Origin of the sequence: Duganella aceris (assembly GCF_011090165.1) — a bacterium.
In the GTDB taxonomy this organism is placed as follows: domain Bacteria; phylum Pseudomonadota; class Gammaproteobacteria; order Burkholderiales; family Burkholderiaceae_D; genus Rugamonas; species Rugamonas aceris.
In genome coordinates this window covers 494,486-515,330 of record NZ_JAADJT010000003.1, presented here as the reverse complement: position 1 = coordinate 515,330, position 20,845 = coordinate 494,486, and the positions used below count along the sequence as shown (strand labels likewise).

Here is a 20,845-nt window from a genome sequence, read left to right as displayed (position 1 = left end):
ATACGAAATGTCGTATCATAGTTTGAAAAAGCCAAAAATCACTGTTAGAATCCTCACACGTCATCGAAGTATTAGTAAATAATCAGCGTTCCATCGGCCGAAAATTAGTAGAAATCGGCGCACTTAACTCAGGAGACTTATTACATGTCAGCTCAACTTGACCAGGCCACGGCAAACACCGACCCTGATTCGCAAGAAACCAAAGAATGGTTGGACGCACTGGCCGCAGTGCTGGAACAAGAGGGCCCTGAACGTGCTCAATACCTGATGGAGCGCCTGATCGACCTGGCCCGTCAAAGCGGCTCGGACATTCCGTTCTCCGCCAACACCGCCTACGTCAACACCATTCCGACTCACCTCGAAGTGCATTGCCCGGGCAACCTGGAATACGAAGAGAAGCTGCGCTCGTGGATGCGCTGGAACGCGATGGCGATGGTGGTGAAAGCCAACCGCGTCGACGGCGACCTCGGTGGTCACCTGTCCTCGTTCGCCTCGCTGGCGAACATGCTGGGCATCGGCTTCAACCACTTCTGGAAAGCGCCGAGCGAAAACCACGGCGGCGACCTGCTGTACATCCAGGGCCACTCGTCGCCGGGCGTCTACGCCCGCGCGTTCCTGGAAGGCCGCCTGAGCGAAGAACAACTGACCCATTACCGTCGCGAAGTCGACGGCAAGGGTCTGTCGTCGTATCCGCACCCGAAACTGATGCCGGACTTTTGGCAGTTCCCGACCGTGTCGATGGGCCTCGGCCCGCTGATGGCGATCTACCAGGCGCGCTTCCTGAAGTACCTGCACGCGCGCTCGATCGCCGACACCACCGACCGCAAGGTCTGGGCCTTCTGCGGCGACGGCGAGATGGACGAACCGGAATCGCTGGGCGCGATCGGCATGGCCGCGCGCGAGAAGCTGGACAACCTGGTCATCGTGGTCAACTGCAACCTGCAGCGCCTGGACGGTCCGGTACGCGGCAACGGCAAGATCATCCAGGAACTGGAAGCGGACTTCCGCGGCGCCGGCTGGAACGTGGTCAAAGTCATCTGGGGCCCGGGTTGGGACGCGCTGCTGAAGCAGGACAAGGACGGCATCCTGCGCAAGGTGATGATGGAAACGCTGGACGGCGAATACCAGAACTACAAGGCCAAGGACGGCGCCTACGTGCGCAAGAACTTCTTCGGCAAGCATCCGAAGCTGCTGGAGATGGTCGCCAACATGACCGACGACGACATCTGGCGCCTGACCCGTGGCGGCCACGATCCGCACAAGATCTACGCCGCCTTCAAGGTCGCGCAAGAACACAAAGGCCAACCGACCGTGCTGCTGGTGAAGACCATCAAGGGCTTCGGCATGGGCAAGCACGGCGAAGCGCGCAACACCGCGCACAACACCAAGAAGCTGACCGACGAAGCCGTGCGCGAAATGCGCGACCGCTACTCGATCCCGATCCCGGACGATCAGCTGGCCGACATCCCGTTCTACAAGCCGGCCGACGACGCGCCGGAAATCAAGTACCTGCACGAGCGCCGCGCCGCGCTGGGCGGCTACCTGCCTGCGCGTCGCCAGCAAGCCGACGAAAAGCTGACCGTGCCGCCGCTGACCGCCTTCCAGAACGTCCTGGACGCGACCGCCGAAGGCCGTGAAGTGTCGAGCACCCAGGCCTACGTGCGTATCCTGACCACGCTGCTGAAGGACTCCAGCGTCGGCCAGCGCATCGTACCGATCCTGGTCGATGAATCGCGCACCTTCGGTATGGAAGGCCTGTTCCGCCAGGTCGGCATCTTCAACCAGCAAGGCCAGTTGTACGAACCGGTCGACAAAGACCAGGTCATGTACTACCGCGAAGACAAGGCCGGCCAGATCCTGCAAGAGGGTATCAACGAAGCCGGCGGTATGAGCTCGTGGATCGCCGCGGCGACGTCGTACTCGACCAACAACCGCATGATGGTGCCGTTCTACACCTACTACTCGATGTTCGGCATGCAGCGTATCGGCGATCTGGTGTGGGCTGCAGGCGACATGCGCGCCCGCGGCTTCCTGATGGGCGGCACCGCCGGCCGCACCACGCTGAACGGCGAAGGCCTGCAACACGAAGATGGCCACAGCCATCTGTTCGCTGCCGCCGTGCCTAACTGCGTGCCTTACGATCCGACCTTCGGCCATGAGCTGGCGGTGATCATCCAGGACGGTATGCGCCGCATGGTGGAAGAACAGGAAGACGTGTTCTACTACATCACCATCATGAACGAGAACTACCCGCACCCAGGCATCAAGCCGGGCCAGGAAGAGGGCATCCTGAAAGGCATGTACCTGCTGCAGCCGGGCGACGAAAAAGCCAAGCAGCGCGTGCAGCTGATCGGTTCCGGCACCATCCTGCGCGAGTCGATCTTCGCCCAGGAACTGCTGCTGAAGGATTGGGGCATCGCCGCCGACGTGTGGTCCGCTCCGTCGCTGACGCTGGTGGCGCGCGACGGCCAGGACGCCGAGCGTTGGAACCTGGTCAACCCGAGCAAGGAACAGCGCGTGCCGTACGTGGCGCAGTTGCTGAAGGATACGTCGGGTCCTATCGTCGCGACCACCGATTACATGCGTGCGTTCGCTGAACAGATCCGTGCCTTCATTCCGAAGGACCGCACCTACCGCGTGCTGGGCACCGATGGTTTCGGCCGTTCCGACAGCCGCGCCGCGCTGCGTGAATTCTTCGAAGTGAACCGCTACTACATCGTCGTAGCCGCGCTGAAATCGCTGTCCGAAGAAGGCAAGATCGATGTGAAGGTCGTGGAGCAGGCAATCGCCAAGTACAACCTCGATCCGAACAAGCCAAATCCGGTGACCCAATAATTAGAATACGGAGCTAACGCTATGAGCATTGTGGAAGTTAATGTCCCGGATATCGGCGATTTCAAGGAAGTTGAAATCATCGAACTGATGATCAAGGTCGGCGACACCATCAAGGTGGACCAGTCGCTGATCACCGTTGAATCGGATAAGGCCAGCATGGAGATTCCTTCGTCCGCCGCCGGCGTGGTCAAGGAAATCAAGGTCAAGGTCGGCGATAAGGTGGCCATGGGTTCGCTGCTGCTGTTGTTGGAGGGCGATGCCGCTGCCGCGGCTCCGGCTCCGGCCGCCGCAGCGCCTGCACCGGCGCCTGCCGCTGCGGCGCCAGCGCCCGCAGCTGCCGCCGCTCCAGCGCCCGCAGCGTCGGCCGGCCCGGTCGAAGTCAAGGTGCCGGACATCGGCGACTTCAAGGAAGTGGAAGTCATCGAAGTGATGGTCAAGGTTGGCGACACGATCAAGGTCGACCAGTCGCTGCTGACCGTCGAATCGGACAAGGCCAGCATGGAGATTCCATCGTCGCACGCAGGTGTGGTGAAGGAAGTCAAAGTCAAGGTTGGCGACAAGGTTGCCATGGGCTCGATCGTGTTTGTGGTTGAGGCCACCGGCGGCGCCGCTGCCGCACCTGCACCGGCAGCAGCACCAGCCGCTGCTCCTGCTGCCGCACCTGCCGCCGCCGCTGCCGCACCTGCCGCCGCCGCTGCGGCGCCTGCGCCCGCACCGGCTCCTGCCGCCGCCGCGCCGACCGCATCGCAAGGCTCGGTCCAAACCGGCAAGCTGGCGCACGCATCGCCATCGATCCGCAAGTTCGCGCGCGAACTGGGCGTCGACCTGGGCAAAGTGCCGGGCTCCGGTCCGAAAGGCCGCATCACCCAGCTCGACGTGCAGAACTACGTCAAGGGCGTGATGGCCGGCACCACCGCCGCACCAGCGGGCGCCTCGGCGCCGGCAGGCGGCTCGGGCGGCGGCATGAGCGTGCTGCCATGGCCGGTGATCGACTTCAGCAAATTCGGCCCGACCGAACTGCTGCCGCTGTCGCGCATCAAGAAAATCAGCGGCCCGAATCTGCACCGCAACTGGGTCATGATCCCGCACGTCACGCAGTTCGACGACGCCGACATCACCGACCTGGAAGCGTTCCGCGTCGAGACCAACAACGCCAACGCCAAGAACAAGGACGCGGCCAAGCTGACCATGCTGGCCTTCGTCATCAAGGCATCGGTCGCCGCGCTGAAGAAATTCCCGTCGTTTAACGCCTCGCTGGATGAGAAGGGTGAAAACCTGATTCTCAAGCAGTACTACAACATCGGCTTCGCCGCCGACACGCCGAACGGCCTGGTGGTCCCGGTGATCAAGGGCGCCGACCAGAAATCGGTGTCACAGATCGCACGCGAAATGACCGAGCTGTCGCTGCAAGCGCGCGAAGGCAAGCTGAAACCTGCGGACATGCAGGGCGCCAGCTTCACCATCTCGTCGCTGGGCGGCATCGGCGGCACGCACTTCACGCCGATCGTCAACGCGCCGGAAGTGGCGATCCTCGGCTTGTCCAAGGCATCGATCAAGCCGGTGTGGGACGGCAAGGCCTTCCAGCCTCGCCTGATGATGGGTACCTCGCTGTCCTACGACCACCGCGTGGTCGACGGCGCGATGGGTGCTCGCTTCTCCGTGTACCTGAGCGAAGTGCTCGGCGACATGCGCAAAATTCTGCTGTAAGGAGCCACTATGAGCACAGAAGTGAAAGTGCCGAACATCGGCGACTTTGCGGAAGTTGAAGTTATCGAAGTGATGGTCAAGGTCGGCGATACGATCAAGACCGATCAATCGCTGATCACCGTCGAATCGGACAAGGCCAGCATGGAGATCCCATCGTCGCACGCAGGTGTGGTGAAGGAGATCAAGGTCAAGGTCGGCGACAAGGTCAAGGAAGGCGTGCTGCTGCTGGTGGTTGAAGAGGGCGCCGGCGCAGCCGCCGCCGCTCCGGCCGCCGCCGCACCCGCGCCTGCCGCCGCCGCACCTGCGCCAGCTCCGGCCGCAGCACCTGCGCCTGCGCCGATCGCCGCGCCGGCCGGTAGCAGTTATACCGGCCAGGTCGACATCGACTGCGACATGATGGTGCTGGGCTCCGGTCCCGGCGGTTACTCCGCCGCGTTCCGCGCCTCCGACCTGGGCCTGAACACGGTGCTGGTCGAACGCTACGAAGTGCTGGGCGGCGTGTGCCTGAACGTCGGTTGCATCCCGTCGAAAGCGCTGCTGCACGTGGCATCGGTGATCGACGAAACCGCGCACATGTCCAAGACCGGCGTCACCTTCGCCAAGCCGACCGTCGACATCGACCAGCTCCGCGCGTACAAGGAAGGCGTCATCAAGAACATGACCACCGGCCTGACCGGCATGGCCAAGGCACGCAAGACGCAGGTCGTCACCGGCGTTGGCCAGTTCCTGAGCGCGAACCACATCGAAGTCACGGCCGCAGACGGCAGCAAGAAAGTGGTGCAGTTCAAGCAGGCCATCATCGCCGCCGGTTCGGCTGTTGTGAAGCTGCCGTTCGTGCCTGAAGATCCGCGCATCGTCGACTCGACCGGCGCGCTGGAACTGCGCCAGATCCCGAAACGCATGCTGGTCATCGGCGGCGGCATCATCGGCCTGGAAATGGCCACCGTCTACTCGACCCTCGGCGCGCGCATCGACGTGGTCGAAATGTTGGACGGCTTGATGCAAGGCGCCGACCGCGACGCGGTCAAGGTCTGGCAGAAGTTCAACGAAAAACGCTTCGACAACATCATGACCAAGACCAAGACGGTCGCTGTTGAAGCGCTGCCGGAAGGGATCAAAGTCACCTTCGAAGCGGCGGAAGCCGGCGTCACCGCGCCAGCCCCGCAAGTGTACGACCTGGTGCTGGTCGCCGTCGGCCGCAGCCCGAACGGCAAGAAGATCGCCGCCGACAAGGCAGGCGTCGCGGTGACGGATCGGGGCTTCATCCCGGTCGACAGCCAGATGCGCACCAACGTGCCGAACATCTTCGCCATCGGCGATCTGGTGGGCCAGCCTATGCTGGCGCACAAAGCGGTGCACGAAGGCCACGTCGCGGCGGAAGCGGCGGCTGGCCAGAAGTCGCACTTCGACGTCAAGGTGATTCCATCGGTGGCCTACACCGATCCGGAAGTGGCATGGGTCGGCATCACCGAGGACGAAGCGAAAGCCAAGGGCATCAAGGTCGAGAAGGGCCACTTCCCCTGGGCCGCGAGTGGCCGCGCGGTCGCCAACGGCCGCGCCGAAGGCTTCACCAAGCTGCTGTTCGACGCTGAGACGCACCGTATCATCGGCGGCACCATGGTCGGCACGCACGCCGGCGACATGATCGGCGAGATCGCGCTGGCGATCGAGATGGGCGCCGACGGCACCGACATCGGCAAGACGATCCACCCGCACCCGACCTTGGGCGAGTCGATCGGGATGGCCGCCGAAGTGTACGAAGGCGTCTGCACCGACCTGCCGCCGCCGCGCAAGCGCTAAGCGAAGCATCACCATGAAACCGGGACTTGTTCCCGGTTTTTTTTATTTTTAAGGATACGTTATGCCGTCTTTTGTGCCGTTGCTGTTATCGGTCGCGCTTTACACCAGCATCGTCAAACTCTCCGCCTTCCTGTACCGCCGCGCGCTATTGAGCTGGCGCGACGCCTGCATCTTCAGTCTGATACTGCTGATGATCCTGGGCGGCGGCACGCTGCTCAACCGCCTGTCCGGCAATGCCGTCCCGCTGCTGGTCTCGATCGCGGCCGGCCTGGTGATCCAGGCCGGCGTCGGCGCCTGGTACCTGGCCCCGCGTGCCCGCACCGCCACCGGCGATGCGCTGGGCACCAAAGGCGCCGCCATGCTGGCGCTGATCGCTTACGTGCTGATCGCGAGTCTCGGATTACTGGTTGGCCTCTTGTCAGGGATCGTGCTGCCGCAGACTTGAGCCACTAAACAAACTATTTACAGTTTGATGTAAAATCATAAGGAAAATTTATCTGAAAGCATAAAATGAAGGTTTCTGAGCAACTTCATCTACGTCGCGGCCAGCTGGGGAAAACGCTTCAGACAATCTCAAGTTTAACAGCGATGAGTGTGCCGCAGGTTAGCAACGTGCTGAGCGGAAAGGTGGATTCAAGGCTCAGCACCGTTGAGGCGCTGGCCGACGCCATGGATGCGAGTCTAGTCCTTATTCCCAAACATCTTCTTCCCGAGGTTGCTCGCCTCTTGTCCGGAAAAACCATTGGGCCGGACGATGTCCCGTCAACTATTGACCGATTCCTGGCGAGGGCTTAATTGGACAACGTATTGAGGCCGCGATATCTGGAAGTATGGCTTCACGGACAGCACGTCGGCTGGCTCTGCGAAGCGGGGCGGGTGACGCGCTTCATCGCAACCGAGCAATACCTTACCGATACACAGCGCGCTACCCTGTCGCTTTCCATGACATTGCCGGGTGCTGAGCAAGTTACGCAGGAAACGCTAAAAAACCACTTCGATCCAGCAGTGTACCGGGAGCGCGGCGAATTGCCGCCATTCTTTGCGGGTCTGCTGCCGGAGGGCGCTCTCCGTCATCGACTAGCTGCTACTCGTAAGAGCGACCGCGACATGGATGACTTTGGCATCCTGGCCGCCGCCGGCGAAGATTTGCCAGGCGCGCTTACCGTGGTGCCCGCGAACCTCGATAATCTCACTGCGGCGGCTCGCGCGTATGGCGTCACGGGTGGTGCCGATAATCTTGAAATCAGTGTGCCTGAGCAGGCTGCCGAAGGCGCCGCGTCACTATCCGGCGTGCAGGACAAGCTGGCGCTATCTCGCGCCAAGGACGGAAAACGGTACTGCATGCCGGTCAAAGGCACGCTGTCGGACCTCATCGCCAAGCTACCGTTGGCCCGCGACGACTCGCAAGTGATGAATGAATATGCATGCATGACGTTGGCGGGTCTGGCTGGGGTCAACGTCGCGCGATGCCGGCCGGCTCCCATGAGCACGTTGACCGACCATCCCGACTTGGTAGTTGCATTGGGCTCCGATACGCGCTTTCTGGCCGTGGATAGGTTTGACCGCGACCTAGGCAGTGCGGTGCACATGGAAGACGCCTGCCAACTGCTGACGCTCATGCCAAGCCAAAAGTATTCCGGCGCGAGAGAGTTCGTCAAGCTGATCCAAGTGCTGGACCGCCTCGGAACGCGAGGCATCGAGGACGTCCGCCAATTCTTCATCCGGCAGGCCGTGAACACACTCATCGGGAACTCCGACGCCCATCTGAAGAACTTCAGCGTCCTCTACCGCAATGGTGTCCGCCCCGAGCTTTCGCCCGCCTACGACATCGTCTGTGTTGCGGCATTGCCGGTATTCAGAGGTTTCGGCACCAATGTCGCCATCGACAAATTGCAGCGACAAGAAACCCTGGACACCTACACCGCCGTTGCCAAGCAGGCGGGCATTTCGGAACGCATTGCCAAAGCTGCCGTCATTCAAACGGTTGCGCGTGCTAAAGACCTTTGGCCAAAGGCTCTTCAGGGTATGGATGTGCCGCATGCCGTGCGCCTCGAGATTGAAGATCGCCTAAATACGCTGCGGCTTGCGGGCAGTACAAAACGCTAAGTGTTGACTACTGTCGAGATTTCCATGGCGCACTGGCCTGGCTAGTGATCCACGCCGCCATGCTGACGCTGTTCGCGTCTATATTCCTAATAATTCCAGTTGATTTAGTTGCAATTAGACCATTTGAAATTTATCAAAATGATATTTTTTATATTTTCTATAATTACCTCAACCCGACCAAAATCTGATGTAAGGATTCTCGGCGAGAGAAAGGTAATTTTTTTATATTTTATTGCTAACTTTTAATGGAGAATTTCATGATAACGATCTGCGATGAAGAAATTCATTCGGTAGCTGCAGGTATGGGCTCGCGTGGCTACGTAAATACGAATCAGAATAGTTGTAATAACGCTGTTATGGGCGGTTTTCTAGGCGGTGGAGTCGCAGGCATTCCCGGGGGACCGATGGGCGTCTTCTTCGGGGCGCTCGGAGGCGCTGTTAGCGGTTATATTTCCTCCTGCAGGCAAAAATAAGAATTTAAATTTTATAATCTTATTAAAGGTAGAATTGATGAAAATTATCAAAAACCTTTTTTGGGGAACAAGTGGAGCCTTAGTGGCTTGGCATATGTCGCTACATCACACTTCAGGACCGACATCATTACTAACGTGCCTTCTCCTATTTAACGTGATTTCCTTTGTTGCATCACGGACGAAGAAATAATAATCCGATGGGCGGCCGACATAAATCTGCGGATGGTCGCCCATTTTCTGGTCGGGTGATGCCAATTAAATAATCGATGCTTTGGGATTGGATGCGCTTGAACTAATCGGTATCTTCATTTACCGATGTAGTTTACCGTTTAGAAGGACGATTACGCGATTGGCGCTGGCTATTGTTTCAGGCCGATGTGCAATGATTACGCGAGTGATTTTAAGAGCCTTTACTGCGCGATTGACGATCTCTTCCTTTTCTACATCTAGGTGGCTTGTCGCCTCATCGAGAAATAAAATCTTGGGACGTTTGTACAAGGCTCGGGCTAGCAGCACACGTTGCTTTTGTCCCCCCGATAGTACGGTTCCCATATCGCCCACCAAAGTCTGGTAACCCATAGGCATGGCTTGTATATCTTCTGAGATCGACGCCATCTCCGCACACTGCTCAACCCAAGACTGATCCGCGTGTGTGTCGAAAAAGTGAATATTTTCTGCGATCGAGCCTGCGAACAATACGTCGTCTTGCAGCACAGTGCCTATCATCGAGCGTAAGTGACCAAGGCTGCATCGATCGATGGCGATGCCGCCGATGGACACTTCACCGGTCGTTGCCGGCAGTATGCCCAGTAATACATTTATCAGCGTTGTCTTGCCGCAGCCGGATGGACCAACGATCGCGACAGATTCGCCTGCGTCAATGGTGAAGTTGATATTGTCTAGCACCAGCGGTTCCTGTTCTGCATAACGGAAGCTGAGTTGGCTTACTGAGATGCTGGCTGTAATGGTGCGAGCATCCTCAGAGTGATTGCTCGAGACTGACTCCGGTTCTGACAGGACAATGTCCGCCAGGCGTGCGCCTTGTAGTTGCAGCATTTTGAGCTCGTAGAACTTGTCGACCAATGCGCTGGCGCGCGTTTCGAACTGTCCTTTGTAGGCGATGAAAGCCATCAGCACTCCGACAGTGAAATTGCCGTCAAGGACCAAGCCCGCGCCCAGCCAGATGATCAGTATGTTCTCCATGCCAAACAGCAAGCCATTCAATAGCTTGTAGGCCAGCTGAAGTTTTTGAGCACGCAGATCGGCGTTGATTTGTTCCACCAGCAAAGTCAGCCAGCTACTTCGTCTGTGATCTTGACGTTGGAACAGCTTGATGGTCTTGATGCCGCGAACCGTCTCTAAAAAGTGCGTTTGCTGCTTAGCGGCGTGGACGATCTGTTCGTCGGTCGCATTGCGCAGCGGACCGTACCAAGCCCAGCGGCTGATGGCATAGATTGCCATCGCTCCTGATGCGATTGCGCCCAATGCCGAACTGTACAGAAACATCATGCCGAGTGTAACGATTGTCATCAGCCCATCCAGTATCGCTTCAAGAAACGAGGTGGTTAGCGTGTGTTGGATCAGATCAATTGAACCAAAACGTGAAACTACATCACCCAGATGACGCTTTTCGAAGTATTGCACCGGCAGTCTGGTCAGATGGGCGAATACATTGGCACGCCACTGCAGATTGAGGGTTGTGCCCAGGTACAGAATCACCCAACTTCGTATGGCGGTGACCGATTGCTGCATCAGCATCACCAGGCCGAAGGCGAGCGCCAGGGTGGTTAAAAGATCACGGTCGGCTGAGACTAAGACATTGTCGATGACCCACTGTAGAAAAAATGGCGATATCAGTGCCAAAATTTCCAACACCAAGGCAAGTATAAGAATCTGGCCGACGGAACGATGCAATCCGCTAACGCGCCCCATTAATTGGCGGAGTCCGATGGCCTGAGGTTTTTTCGTGCGCTTGAAATCCGCACCGGGCCAGATCTCCAGCGCCACGCCGGTAAACGATGCGGAGACTTCTCCCCATGACAGGGATCGAGCGCCGATTGCCGGATCGTGAATGATTACCATCTTGGCACTCACTTCCTTGAGCACGACGAAGTGGTTAAAGTTCCAGTGCAATACGCAAGGCAGTTTCAGTTGACCCAACTCTTCCAGGTCGAGTTTGATGGGACGCATACCCATATCTAGCTTCTGTGCGATTTGTATGACATCGCTTAGGGTCGCGCCTTTGAGGGAAATGGGGAAGCGCCGGCGCAAGGTCATCAGGTCGGTATGGTGGCGATGAAAACTTGCGACCATGGACAGGCAGGCCAAGCCACATTCGGTCGCTTCGGTTTGCAATATCACTGGCAACTTGCGTCCGAAGCCGAGGGACGGCTCATGAAGGAAGGACATGGGATTTCCTTTGCCAAACGACTAGAGTTTGCCGGTCAGGCTGTAGAGTGGCTCCAGCACCCATTCATAGAGTTTGCGCTTCTCTTGCAGGATATCGGCCTCTAGCACCATGCCAGCCTGCAGCGATTGTGGCCTGCCGTAGGCCTGAAAAGTCTGGCGTGCCAGTTTCACCGTGATGCGATAGAGCGGTTCCGCGTTGCCGCCCGCAGTTGAGGCGCCGGTGAATTCGTTGGCGGGAAGAGCGGTTTGGGAGATTGATTCCACCACGCCATGAGCGTGTCCGAATTTTTGAAATGGGAATGCTTGGTAGCGCAGCAGAACATGATCGTCCTTACGAATAAAACCGATGGCGCGGCTCGGCGCATACAAATGTGCTTGCAGCTGCGCGCCTGTTGGAATGATGCTGACCATCGGCTTGCCACCATCGATGGTTTGCCCGACCTCGACCGTGACGGCGGTGGCGGTGCCGCTCTCCGGCGCGGTAACGGCGATACGGCGCTTGGCCTCACTCTCCGTCAATTCCTGATCCGTGTTTGCCAGTAACCGTTCGATTTGCGCCAATTGGTTATGCTGGCGGAGCGGTTGATTCCCCAAGTCGTTGCGCGCGGCCAGCAACTCTCGGCCAACGTTGATCTCGTCGCGTTCGAGCGCTTGCAGACGAAGTCGCTGGTCCAGCAAGTCAGCCTGTTTTTGCTGCATGATCTCTTTGGAGATGAAGCCTTGGTCGAAAAGTTGCGCGCCGCGTTTGAGCGCGTCCTCGGATAGCTCGACGCGGTTTCGCTGCGATGACAGCTGACGGATTACATTACTCTGCTCGGCCAGCAAGGCGTCTACCTTCTTGCGCGAGGCTAGCTCGTCGTCCTGATGCGCCCGCTGGGTCTGCTCCAGCTCATCGCGCAGAGATTGTCGACGGCGTGCCACCTGTTGGCTGATAGCCGCTTGGATGTCGCTGCGGGTGATGGTTTGGCGATCACTTGAGACAATATAGAGCAGGTCTCCTTGGCGCAATAGCTGGCCTTCGCGCACCATTTTTTGCAGCGCGATACCTGCTTGGGGCGGATAGACTCTTACCACACCCAAGTCCGACATCAACTGGCCGCTCACGGTGCTGCGCTTGGTGTAACTGCACAGGAAGAACAGGGCGACAATCATTAAGGCAAGTATTGCCGCGATGGCTGTAAGGAAACCGAACGTCGGCGGTCGAATCAGTACGATCTCACCCAGCCATTGGACCCGGGATGCAGACAAGGCCTCTTCCCGGAATAGCGACACCCGCGTCATAGCTGCTCTCGCATGATTTAGTCTTACTTGCAGGATGGCATTTTCAGTGCGTCGCCGATTTGTAGAAGCTCAAGAAATAGTTAATTTTCAGAATTTACCTTTTGTGGATGATGCCCGGGAAAATGAAGCTTGTTCCAGGTTGAGCTGTCCTTACCCCACGATTTTCCTTGCTATTGCGGAACATCCACGGGAGGATGAAGTTTCATCACGGCCACGCGGTGCGCGAATTTACGTTCGTCAAAGGAAGCCATGCTGTCGCAGTGTTGATAGCTGGCATGGTGAAGGGCATCTGCGCGCATCAGCCATTCCAGTTCGACGATCACTGTTTTACAGACAGAGAGCGGCTGGCCTGAGTCTATCAGGCGTTGTGCCGCAGGGCGTTGGCGTTTCGCTTCCGCATCAGTGCTGTCGTCGATGTAGTAGCGCGCGAGGACGTTGGTATCCAGGCCGATCATGACTTAATTGGATCGCCGATATTGAGGTCTACCGCGACTGATGGCCGGTCGCTTTTGACCAAGCCATAGCCGCTGACCGGCTTGGATTTTGGTATGGGCAGCTTGGTGCCCAACACGCGCATTTCCAGGCGTATTCCATTCATAATGCACTCAACCTTGGAACCTTCCTGGATGCCAAAGATTTTCCGTATTTCAGCAGGGATGGTGACCGTGCCGTCGCTGTTGACTACCGTCGAGAATTCCATGGCGTCCTCCTGAAGAATTCGGCCATGGTAGCACTCACGTTGCCGGCACAGTTTGATCCAGCTTAGCGCGTCAGGCGGTATATCAGGATCGCGGTGCGGATGGTGGCGCGTTCGATCGAGGCGATTTCCAGGTCTTCGTCCGGCGAGTGGGCGCCGTTGCCGGCGGCGCCCAGGCCGTCGAGGCTATCGACCAGCGGGGCGACGAACTGGATGTCGCCGGCGCCGCGCTGGCCCGGCGGCAGGGCGGGGATCTCGCCCAGGCCGGCGTCGGCGCTGGCTTGCGAGTAGACCTTCAGCACCGCCAGGTTGCCAGGCGTTGGCGACATCGGCGGATAGTGGTCGTGGAAGACGATGCTGGCGCTGGTGCCCGTCAGACTTTGCGCGACGATGGCTTTCATCTTCGCGTGCGCGCGGTCGCGCTGTTCGTAGCTGAGGTAGCGCAGGTCGCCTTTCACTACGGCCGTTCTGGCGATGACGTTGGTCTTCCCTGCGGCCTGGCCTTTGGTGCCGGTGTCGTCGGTGCCGGTTTCGGTCCCGCCCAGGATCAGGCCGGGGCTGAAGGTCAGGTCGGGCTCGATCACCTGCTGGCGAAAGCCGTCCAGGATGCGCGCCGCTTCGTACACCGCGCCATAGCCGGCGGTCTCGGTGAAGATGCCGCTGGAGTGCCCTTGCTTGCCCTTGACCTCCAGCTCCCACGCGGACGAGGAGCGGCGGCCGACGGTACCGGTGTCCTTGCCTTCCTTGTTGCGCACCGTGGCTTCGAAGGCGAGGGCGATGTCGCTGCGCTTGGCGGCGGCGACCATGTCGCCGCGCGAGACTTCGATCGGGTCGCCGGCGTTTTCCTCGTCGCCGCTGAACATCACGCTGATCGTGGTGTTGTCCAGGGCGCCCACGCGCTGCAAGGCGCGCAGCGCTTCGACGATGATGACGTCGCCGCCCTTCATGTCGTTGACGCCCTGGCCGCGCACGCGGTCGCCGTCGCGCTTCCACAGCTGCACCGGGCTGTCCTTTTCAAACACGGTATCCAGATGGCCGATCAGCAGCAGGCGCTTGCCTTGCTTGCCTTCACGGGTGGCGACCAGGTGGCCGGCGCGCTGCACCGACGCGGGCATGTCGATCCAGCGCGTCTTGAAGCCGAGTTGGTCGAACTGGTCGCGGAACAGCTTCCCGACTTCGCGCACGCCTTCGTGGTTCATGGTGCCGCTGTTGATGTTGACCGAGCGCTCCAGCAGTTGCAGGCCCTGTTCGGAATGCGCCTTGACTTCGGCGACGATCTTTTGCTCGATGGGCGACAGCTGCGCGGCGCCGGCGATGCTCATGGAAAGGGTCAGTGCGGCGAAGGCGAACGGTTTCAAGATCATGTGGGCTCCATTGGTCGATTGCCTTCGATTGTAGCTCAGCCTTGCGCCGATGCGGGCAGCCCGAAGACGCGGTCGAACGCGAGCGCAAACAGGAAGGTGTAGACCATGAAGAACAGCACCAGTCCCAGGTCGAGCACCAGCGCGTGCCACAGCGAGATATGCAGCCACCACGCGAACAGCGGCACCAGGATCACCACCAGGCCGCCTTCGAAGCCGGCGGCGTGCGCGGCGCGGCGCATCCAGCCGCGGCCGCGCGTGGCCTGGCGCGCTTCCCAGGCTTCGAACAGCGTGTTGTAGACCAGGTTCCACAGCAGCGCGATGGCCGACGAGGCGACCGCCGCGACGCCGGCCTGCCCGGCGTCATGCCCGCCCATCAGCATCAGCAGGCTGCTGGTCAGCGCGACCGCGATCATTTCGAACAATACGGCGTAGATGACTTTGCGTTTGAGGCCTTGCATGGTGTTTCTCCGAATGACAAGACCGCATGGTATTCGAGATTTTGTGATCGCAAAAGTCGACAGCTATCAATTTTTCTGACAGCATAGGCGCATGGCCTTCTCAAGCGACACCGTCGCGATCTTCCTCGCCGTGCTGGATCACGGCTCCTTCTCGGCGGCGGCGCGCGCGCTGGGTCGGGTGCCGTCGGCCGTCAGCATGGCGATCGCGCAGCTGGAGGCGGAGCTGGACTTGCAGCTGTTCGAACGCAGCTCGCGCGAGGTACGGCCGACCGAATCGGCACGGGCGCTGGAGGCCGAGGCGCGGCAGATGGCGGCCCAGTTGCGCCGCCTGCAGGCGCACGCGCTGTCGCTGCACCAGGGGCTGGAGCGGCGCCTGACGCTGGCGATCGCGCCGGAGCTGTTGTCGGCGGCGTGGAGCGATCCGCTGGCGCGGCTGGCGGAGGAGTTCCCATCGCTGGAGGTGGAGGTGCTGTCGGCGCCGCAGGCTGACGCGCTGCGCATGCTGCACGACGGCGCGGCGCAGCTGGCGCTGATCTACGAGCGCACCCGCGTCGATGAGCGCGAGAGCTTCCAGGAACTGGGCAGCGAGATGCTGGTGGCGGTGATCTCGCCGCTGCACCCGCTGGCGCGGGAGCGCAACGGCCGCTTCCGGCTCGAAGACCTGGTCGACATGCGCCAGATCGCCATCGTCAGCCGCGATGCGCAGGCGGCCGGCGAGAACATCGACGAGCGGGTGCTCATCTCGCGCAAGGTCTGGCGCACCGACAGCCATCTGGCGACGCTGCGGCTGGTGCAGGCTGGCCTGGGCTGGGCCTATCTGCCCAAGCGCCTGGCGGCGCCGCTGCTCGACAGTGGCGAATTGCTGGGCATCGGCTTCGCCCACATGAGCAACCAGGTACGGCTGTGGGTGGACGTGGTGTGGCTGAACGACCGTCCGCTGGGTCTGGGCGCGACGCGCCTGATCGCGCTGATGAAGGACATCGCCGGCCTGGAGGCGCGGCCGGTGGAGGATTAGCCGGAACGGTGCTATTCTGCTGCCTTTACCTGACACGAGGAAGAAAGACCATGCGTTTGCTGAAGATTGCTATTGTTGTTGCGGGCCTGTGCGCCGCCACCGCGTTCGCCTCGCCGGCCGCGCCGCGCAACGGCGCCGAGTACACCACGCTGAAGACGCCGCAGGCGGTGCAGGCGGTCGGCAAGAAGGTCGAAGTGATCGAATTCTTCATGTATCACTGCCCGGCGTGCTACGCGCTGGAGCCGGACATGCTGGCGTGGGTCAAGAAGCAGGGCGACAACATCACGTTCCGCCGCATCCACTTGCCGCTGACCGGGGAGAACGATCCGGAAGCGCACATGTTCCTGACCCTGGAGGCGATGAAGCTGGAGGAGCAGCTGCATGCCAAGATCCTGAGCACCTGGCACGTCGAGCGCCGCCGCCTGAAGAGCGATGCGGACAACATCGATTGGGCGGTGAAGAACGGCATCGACAAGGAGAAGTACACGGCCGTCTACAACTCGTTCTCGGTGATGACGAAGTTGAAAAACGCCGGCCGCGTGGCGAGCACGTATGAAGTCAACAGTACGCCGACGATCATCGTCGACGGCCGCTTCTCGACCAACCCGAGCGCCGTCGATGCCGCCAATCCGGGCCAGATCCCGCGCGCGCAGTTGAACCAGGCGACCTTGCAGGTGCTGGACGCGCTGGTCGCGCAGTCGCGCAAATAAGCGTGGGCGCGAGCGCCGGATTCGTCGCGTATGTCCGCGAGCAGTTCGCGCCTTTGGGCGCGGCGGTGACGGATGCGGTGTTTTTCGGCGGTCGCGCCTTCAGCTATCACGGCAAGCAGTTCGCGTGGGTGATGGGCAGCACGCTCTACCTGCGCGTCGGCGACGCCACGCGGGGCGACTTCGTCGCCCACGGCGCCGAGCCGTTTTCCTATGTGACCAGGAAGGGGCAGGTCGAAGTCCGCAAGTTCTACACCGCGCCGGAGTTCCTGCTGGACGACAGCGAACAGCTGCTGGCCTGGGCCCGCCAGGCGATCGCCTCGGCGGAATAATTTTCTACAGGTGGCACTGGTACAGGTGTGAGTCGCGGCGCACGCCGTTGACGGTGACGCTGACCGACGGCGTCAGCGCAGCGCGGCTGAAGTGGCATTTTTCCATCACGCGGCGCGAGCCGAGATTCTCTTCCGCGATCCAGGCATTCAGCATGCGCAGGCCGTAACGCTCGCGCGCCAGCTGCTGCAAGTGTTCCAGCGCACCGCTGGCCAGGCCTTTGCGCGCGTGGCTGTGGGCGATGCGGTAACCCACTTCGCCGCTGCCCGTCGCCTTGTCGATGCGGCGCAGGTTGGCGCGGCCGATCACGGCGCCGTCGTCGTCGATCAATACACATGGATGCATGACGCCTGCCGCGTAGTCGCGCAGGTAATCGGCGATGTGCGCGGCCACGCCGTCCGGCGTGTAAAACGCATCGCCGCGCGCTTCGACATGCTGCTCGAACCAGACGCGGTTTTCCAGTTCGAACGCTAGCAGGCGTTCGGCGTCGTCGGCTTGCAGGGTGCGGATGTTCATCATGGATGCGCCGTCAAGTAGGCCAGCATGCGCTGGTTGAAGACCGCCGCCTGCTCCATCTGCGGCAGGTGGCCCGATTGGTCGATTTCAAAGTACTCCAGCGCCGGCATGGCTTTGCGCAGACGCGCCGACTGCGCCACCGGGATCACCGGATCCTGCTTGCCCCAGATCAGTTGCACCGGCGTGCCATTGCGCGCGATGGTGGCGTAGATGGCGTCGAAGTCGGTGTGCGCGAGATTCAGGCGCGATCGGTACAGCGCGCGGCCGAAGCCGTGGTACTGCATCTGCGGGCGATAGCGTTCGGCCCAGCCGGGGAATTGTTCGGGGTGCAGGAAGTCGCCGGCCTGGTTGTCGGCCATGGTCGGCACGGCGCCGACCTGGAACAGGTAAGGGCCGAGCAGCGGCGTGCTGAATTGCCATGGCAGCGTCGGTGCGGTGTTCGACGGATCGACCAGGTTCAGCGTGCGCACCCGCTGTGGATGCGTGGACGCGTAGTGCGCGGTGACGTAGCCGCCGAACGAGAGCCCGAACAAGTCGACCGGGCCGCTCACCTTGAGCGCGGCGAGCAGGTCGTCGAGCTGCTTGTCGTACAGCGCGCCGTCGTAGGCGGCGTCCGGGCGGTCGGACAGGCCGCGTCCATACAGGTCGTAGCGGATCACCCGGTAGCCGGCGTCGCGCAGCGCGGCGAAGGTCGGATCCCAGATATAGGACGGCACCGAGAAGCCGTGCACCAGCACCGCGACGCGGCCATCGGCCGAACCGGCCGCTTCGTAGTGGGTGACGCCGTCGCTCAGCGTGGCGTAGGCGCCGGGTGCGCCGGCGGCGCTGCGGGCGCTGGCGTCGAGCGTGAGCTTCTCGGGATTTTTATAGTGGTAGTAGCCGGCGCCGGCGCCGGCCGCCAGGAGGATGGCGATCGCCAGCGCGCGCAAGTGTTTCATGTGCCGGCCCGGGGCTTACGTGGTGAACAATGCGGGGATTTCGATGCCGCCGGTGCGGGCCGCTTCGGCGTAAGCTTTCAGTTCGGCGATGGCCGCGTCCAGCTGTTCCTGGCCGGGGTTGGCCTGGAAATTTTTGATGCGTTCATTCATCAGGGTGACTTGCTTGCTCCAGTCCAGTCGATTCGTTCTGCTCATGTCTGCTCCATTTTCAAAAAAACAGTATAGAACAAATGGCAAATTCTGGCTGGAGAATCAACCCATCACGCCGCGCAGGAACAGGTCCAGGCCTTTGATCGCCTGCTGGCGCAGTTCCGCCTCGGTCGGCTGGCGTTCCGGCGGGAACAGCATGCGCACCATGTTGTCGCCCAACAGGCAGCTGGTCAGGTGTATCGCCAGCATGTCCAGCGGCACGTCGGCGCGCATCTGGGCGCGGACATCGGGACGGTTGAAGAAACGCGTCAGCTGTTCGCGGGTGCGCTTCGGGCCGGCTTCGTAAAAGGTCTCGGCCAGCTCCGGCGTGGTCTTGGCCTCGGCCACCACCATGCGGTGCAGGCTGGCGAAGGCGGGCGCCGAGACCAGTTCAAGGAAGCGTACCGCGAAGTCCTCCAGCACCTCGCGCAGCGGGCGCGGGTCGGAGGCCATGTCGGTCATGCCGGCGAAGAAGTGGGCGCGGCCGTTTTCGATGACGGCGTTGAGCAGCCCGGCCTTGCCGCCGAACTTGACGTAGATGGTGCGCACCGCGACGTGGGCTTCGCGGGCGATCATTTCCAGGCTGACCTTGCTGTAGCCTTTTTCCAGGAATAATTCGGCCGCCGTGTGCAGCAGCGCCTGCAGCCTGGCTTCCTTGTCGGCGGCGCGCGGCCGGCCGGCGGACTTGCCCCAGCAGGACGGGTCGGATTCGGGACAGTCTGGCTCCGCCAGCGCGGCGGCGGTTTGGTCGGTGATTTTCATGGCGGCTAAATGATAGCGAATGCCGTCATGCTAGTCCAAATTAAAATGAAATGCAATCGTTTCATTTCTTGACTTTGGCCCAAAACCCGCCAATAATGACCCTATTCCATTTCATTTTTCTCTGGAGCATTACATGTCCACTCAAGAACCAAAAGTTCTCAGCGCCGTTCCGGCAGCTCCGGCCGCGCAAGGCGCAGCCCCGGCCGCCGCGCCCGCCGGCCCGTCCGCGCCCAACCGCAAGGTGCTGGTGGTGGCCGCGCTGGTGGCGATCGCCGCGTTGGCCGCCGGCGGCCGCATGTGGTATCGCAGTCATTATTTCGTCGAGACCGAGAACGCCTATGTGGCGGGCCATGTGCATCCGGTGTCGGCGCGCATTTCCGGCGTGGTCACCAAGGTGCTGATCGACGACAACCAGATCGTCAAGGAAGGCGACGTGATCGCCGAGCTGGATCCGTTCGACCAGCGCGTAAAAGTGGAGCAGATCCAGGCGCAGATCGCCAGCGCCGAGCAGCAGGTCACGCAGTCGGACGCTCAGATCGCGCAGGTAAAGGCCCAGGCCAGCGGCGCCGCCGCGCAGGTGGCGCAGTCGGAAGCGCAGCTGCTGCGCGCCAGGCAGGACGCCGAGCGTTTCGGCCAGCTGTATAACAGCCAGATGAAGGCCGTGTCGAAAGCGGAACTGGACGCCGCCGTCGCCGGCCGCGCCGGCGCCGTGGCCGATCTGGCCGCGCGCAAGGACGCAGCCACCGCCGCCAAGGCGCAGATCACCGCCGCCAACTCGGCGCGCGATGTGCTGAAGGCGCAAGTCGACGTGCTGCGCGTGCAGCTCAAGGACGCGCAGCAGCAATTGGCGTACAACCGCATCCTGGCGCCGGTGGGCGGCCGTATCGGCAAGCGCACCATCGAAGTGGGCCAGCGCGTGACGCCGGGCCAGCAGCTGACCGCCATCGTGCAGGAAAACGTGTGGCTGACCGCGAACTTCAAGGAGACCCAGTTGGCCGACCTGAAGCCGGGCCAGGAAGTCAAAGTCAGCATCGACGCGATCCCGGGCAAGGAATTGATCGGCAAGGTGGACAGCTTCGCGCCGGCGTCGGGCGCGCAGTTCGCGCTGCTGCCGGCCGATAACGCGACCGGCAACTTTACCAAGATCGTGCAGCGCGTGCCGGTCAAGATCACCTTCAAGCCGGAGGACGTCAAGGCCCTGAGCGGCCGCCTGGTGCCGGGCATGTCGGCCATCGCCGAAGTAGCGATCAAACAGTAA

General features: G+C 61.0%; 20 protein-coding genes. 10 read left to right on the top strand and 10 right to left on the bottom strand.

Annotated elements, in window-relative coordinates; translation table 11 throughout:
• Positions 1–144: 144 nt before the first annotated feature.
• From aceE to GW587_RS09525, 6 genes are all read left to right on the top strand, one after another.
• Positions 145–2,835, top strand: coding sequence for a pyruvate dehydrogenase (acetyl-transferring), homodimeric type (gene aceE / locus GW587_RS09545; RefSeq protein ID WP_166101522.1), 2,691 nt, complete (start codon positions 145–147; stop codon positions 2,833–2,835).
• 21 nt (positions 2,836–2,856) lie between these two features.
• On the top strand, positions 2,857–4,542 hold the full coding sequence (gene aceF, locus GW587_RS09540) for a dihydrolipoyllysine-residue acetyltransferase (protein ID WP_166101520.1): 1,686 nt from the start codon (positions 2,857–2,859) through the stop codon (positions 4,540–4,542).
• A gap of 9 nt (positions 4,543–4,551) precedes the next feature.
• Entirely contained in the window at positions 4,552–6,342 is a 1,791-nt protein-coding gene (lpdA, locus tag GW587_RS09535; RefSeq protein ID WP_166101517.1) for a dihydrolipoyl dehydrogenase, read from the top strand.
• A gap of 61 nt (positions 6,343–6,403) precedes the next feature.
• Complete coding sequence (locus tag GW587_RS09530; protein WP_166101514.1) at positions 6,404–6,787, top strand: hypothetical protein; 384 nt, start codon at positions 6,404–6,406, stop codon at positions 6,785–6,787.
• A 65-nt stretch (positions 6,788–6,852) separates the two neighbouring features.
• The gene (locus tag GW587_RS31820; protein ID WP_371875563.1) at positions 6,853–7,137 is read left to right on the top strand and encodes a helix-turn-helix domain-containing protein; all 285 of its coding nucleotides are present in this window, start codon (positions 6,853–6,855) and stop codon (positions 7,135–7,137) included.
• Positions 7,138–8,448: a type II toxin-antitoxin system HipA family toxin gene (locus GW587_RS09525; protein WP_166101513.1), complete on the top strand. Its 1,311-nt coding sequence runs from the start codon at positions 7,138–7,140 to the stop codon at positions 8,446–8,448.
• Positions 8,449–9,230: 782 nt separating this feature from the next.
• On the opposite strand, the gene GW587_RS09520 is transcribed toward GW587_RS09525, so the two are convergent.
• From GW587_RS09520 to GW587_RS09495, 6 genes are all read right to left on the bottom strand, one after another.
• Positions 9,231–11,330: a peptidase domain-containing ABC transporter gene (locus tag GW587_RS09520; RefSeq protein ID WP_166101509.1), complete on the bottom strand. Its 2,100-nt coding sequence runs from the start codon at positions 11,328–11,330 to the stop codon at positions 9,231–9,233.
• Between the two features lie 21 nt (positions 11,331–11,351).
• Positions 11,352–12,611 carry an HlyD family secretion protein gene (locus GW587_RS09515; RefSeq protein WP_166101506.1) on the bottom strand — a complete coding sequence of 420 codons (1,260 nt, stop codon included), beginning with the start codon at positions 12,609–12,611 and terminating at the stop codon, positions 11,352–11,354.
• A 170-nt stretch (positions 12,612–12,781) separates the two neighbouring features.
• Positions 12,782–13,066 (bottom strand): PIN domain-containing protein, encoded by a 285-nt coding sequence (locus GW587_RS09510; protein ID WP_166101504.1) that lies wholly within the window; start codon positions 13,064–13,066, stop codon positions 12,782–12,784.
• Positions 13,063–13,311, bottom strand: a complete 249-nt coding sequence (locus tag GW587_RS09505; RefSeq protein ID WP_166101502.1) for an AbrB/MazE/SpoVT family DNA-binding domain-containing protein — start codon at positions 13,309–13,311, stop codon at positions 13,063–13,065. Before GW587_RS09505 ends, GW587_RS09510 begins: the two co-directional genes overlap by 4 nt.
• A 62-nt stretch (positions 13,312–13,373) precedes the next feature.
• On the bottom strand, positions 13,374–14,672 hold the full coding sequence (locus tag GW587_RS09500; RefSeq protein ID WP_166101500.1) for a M20/M25/M40 family metallo-hydrolase: 1,299 nt from the start codon (positions 14,670–14,672) through the stop codon (positions 13,374–13,376).
• Positions 14,673–14,707: 35 nt separating this feature from the next.
• Positions 14,708–15,130 carry a PACE efflux transporter gene (locus tag GW587_RS09495; protein WP_166101497.1) on the bottom strand — a complete coding sequence of 141 codons (423 nt, stop codon included), beginning with the start codon at positions 15,128–15,130 and terminating at the stop codon, positions 14,708–14,710.
• A gap of 91 nt (positions 15,131–15,221) precedes the next feature.
• On the opposite strand from GW587_RS09495, the gene GW587_RS09490 reads away from it, so the two are divergent.
• The 3 genes from GW587_RS09490 to GW587_RS09480 are packed head-to-tail and all read left to right on the top strand — an operon-like array spanning position 15,222 to position 17,184.
• Positions 15,222–16,145, top strand: a complete 924-nt coding sequence (locus tag GW587_RS09490; RefSeq protein WP_166101494.1) for a LysR family transcriptional regulator — start codon at positions 15,222–15,224, stop codon at positions 16,143–16,145.
• Positions 16,146–16,195: 50 nt separating this feature from the next.
• Entirely contained in the window at positions 16,196–16,855 is a 660-nt protein-coding gene (locus GW587_RS09485) for a thiol:disulfide interchange protein DsbA/DsbL (RefSeq protein ID WP_166101492.1), read from the top strand.
• 2 nt (positions 16,856–16,857) lie between these two features.
• Positions 16,858–17,184: a TfoX/Sxy family protein gene (locus GW587_RS09480; RefSeq protein WP_166101490.1), complete on the top strand. Its 327-nt coding sequence runs from the start codon at positions 16,858–16,860 to the stop codon at positions 17,182–17,184.
• Between the two features lie 4 nt (positions 17,185–17,188).
• Here GW587_RS09480 and GW587_RS09475 read toward each other — a convergent pair whose 3' ends face one another.
• Genes GW587_RS09475 through GW587_RS09460 form a run of 4 tightly spaced genes read right to left on the bottom strand, consistent with a single transcriptional unit; the run spans position 17,189 to position 19,587 of the window.
• A complete protein-coding gene (locus GW587_RS09475) occupies positions 17,189–17,701 on the bottom strand; it encodes a GNAT family N-acetyltransferase (RefSeq protein WP_166101487.1) in 513 nt (170 codons plus the stop codon).
• Positions 17,698–18,636 (bottom strand): alpha/beta fold hydrolase, encoded by a 939-nt coding sequence (locus tag GW587_RS09470; protein ID WP_166101485.1) that lies wholly within the window; start codon positions 18,634–18,636, stop codon positions 17,698–17,700. Before GW587_RS09470 ends, GW587_RS09475 begins: the two co-directional genes overlap by 4 nt.
• A gap of 15 nt (positions 18,637–18,651) precedes the next feature.
• Positions 18,652–18,831, bottom strand: a complete 180-nt coding sequence (locus GW587_RS09465) for a hypothetical protein (RefSeq protein ID WP_166100519.1) — start codon at positions 18,829–18,831, stop codon at positions 18,652–18,654.
• A gap of 57 nt (positions 18,832–18,888) precedes the next feature.
• Positions 18,889–19,587: a TetR/AcrR family transcriptional regulator gene (locus tag GW587_RS09460; protein ID WP_166101483.1), complete on the bottom strand. Its 699-nt coding sequence runs from the start codon at positions 19,585–19,587 to the stop codon at positions 18,889–18,891.
• Between the two features lie 133 nt (positions 19,588–19,720).
• On the opposite strand from GW587_RS09460, the gene GW587_RS09455 reads away from it, so the two are divergent.
• Positions 19,721–20,845: an HlyD family secretion protein gene (locus GW587_RS09455; RefSeq protein ID WP_166101480.1), complete on the top strand. Its 1,125-nt coding sequence runs from the start codon at positions 19,721–19,723 to the stop codon at positions 20,843–20,845.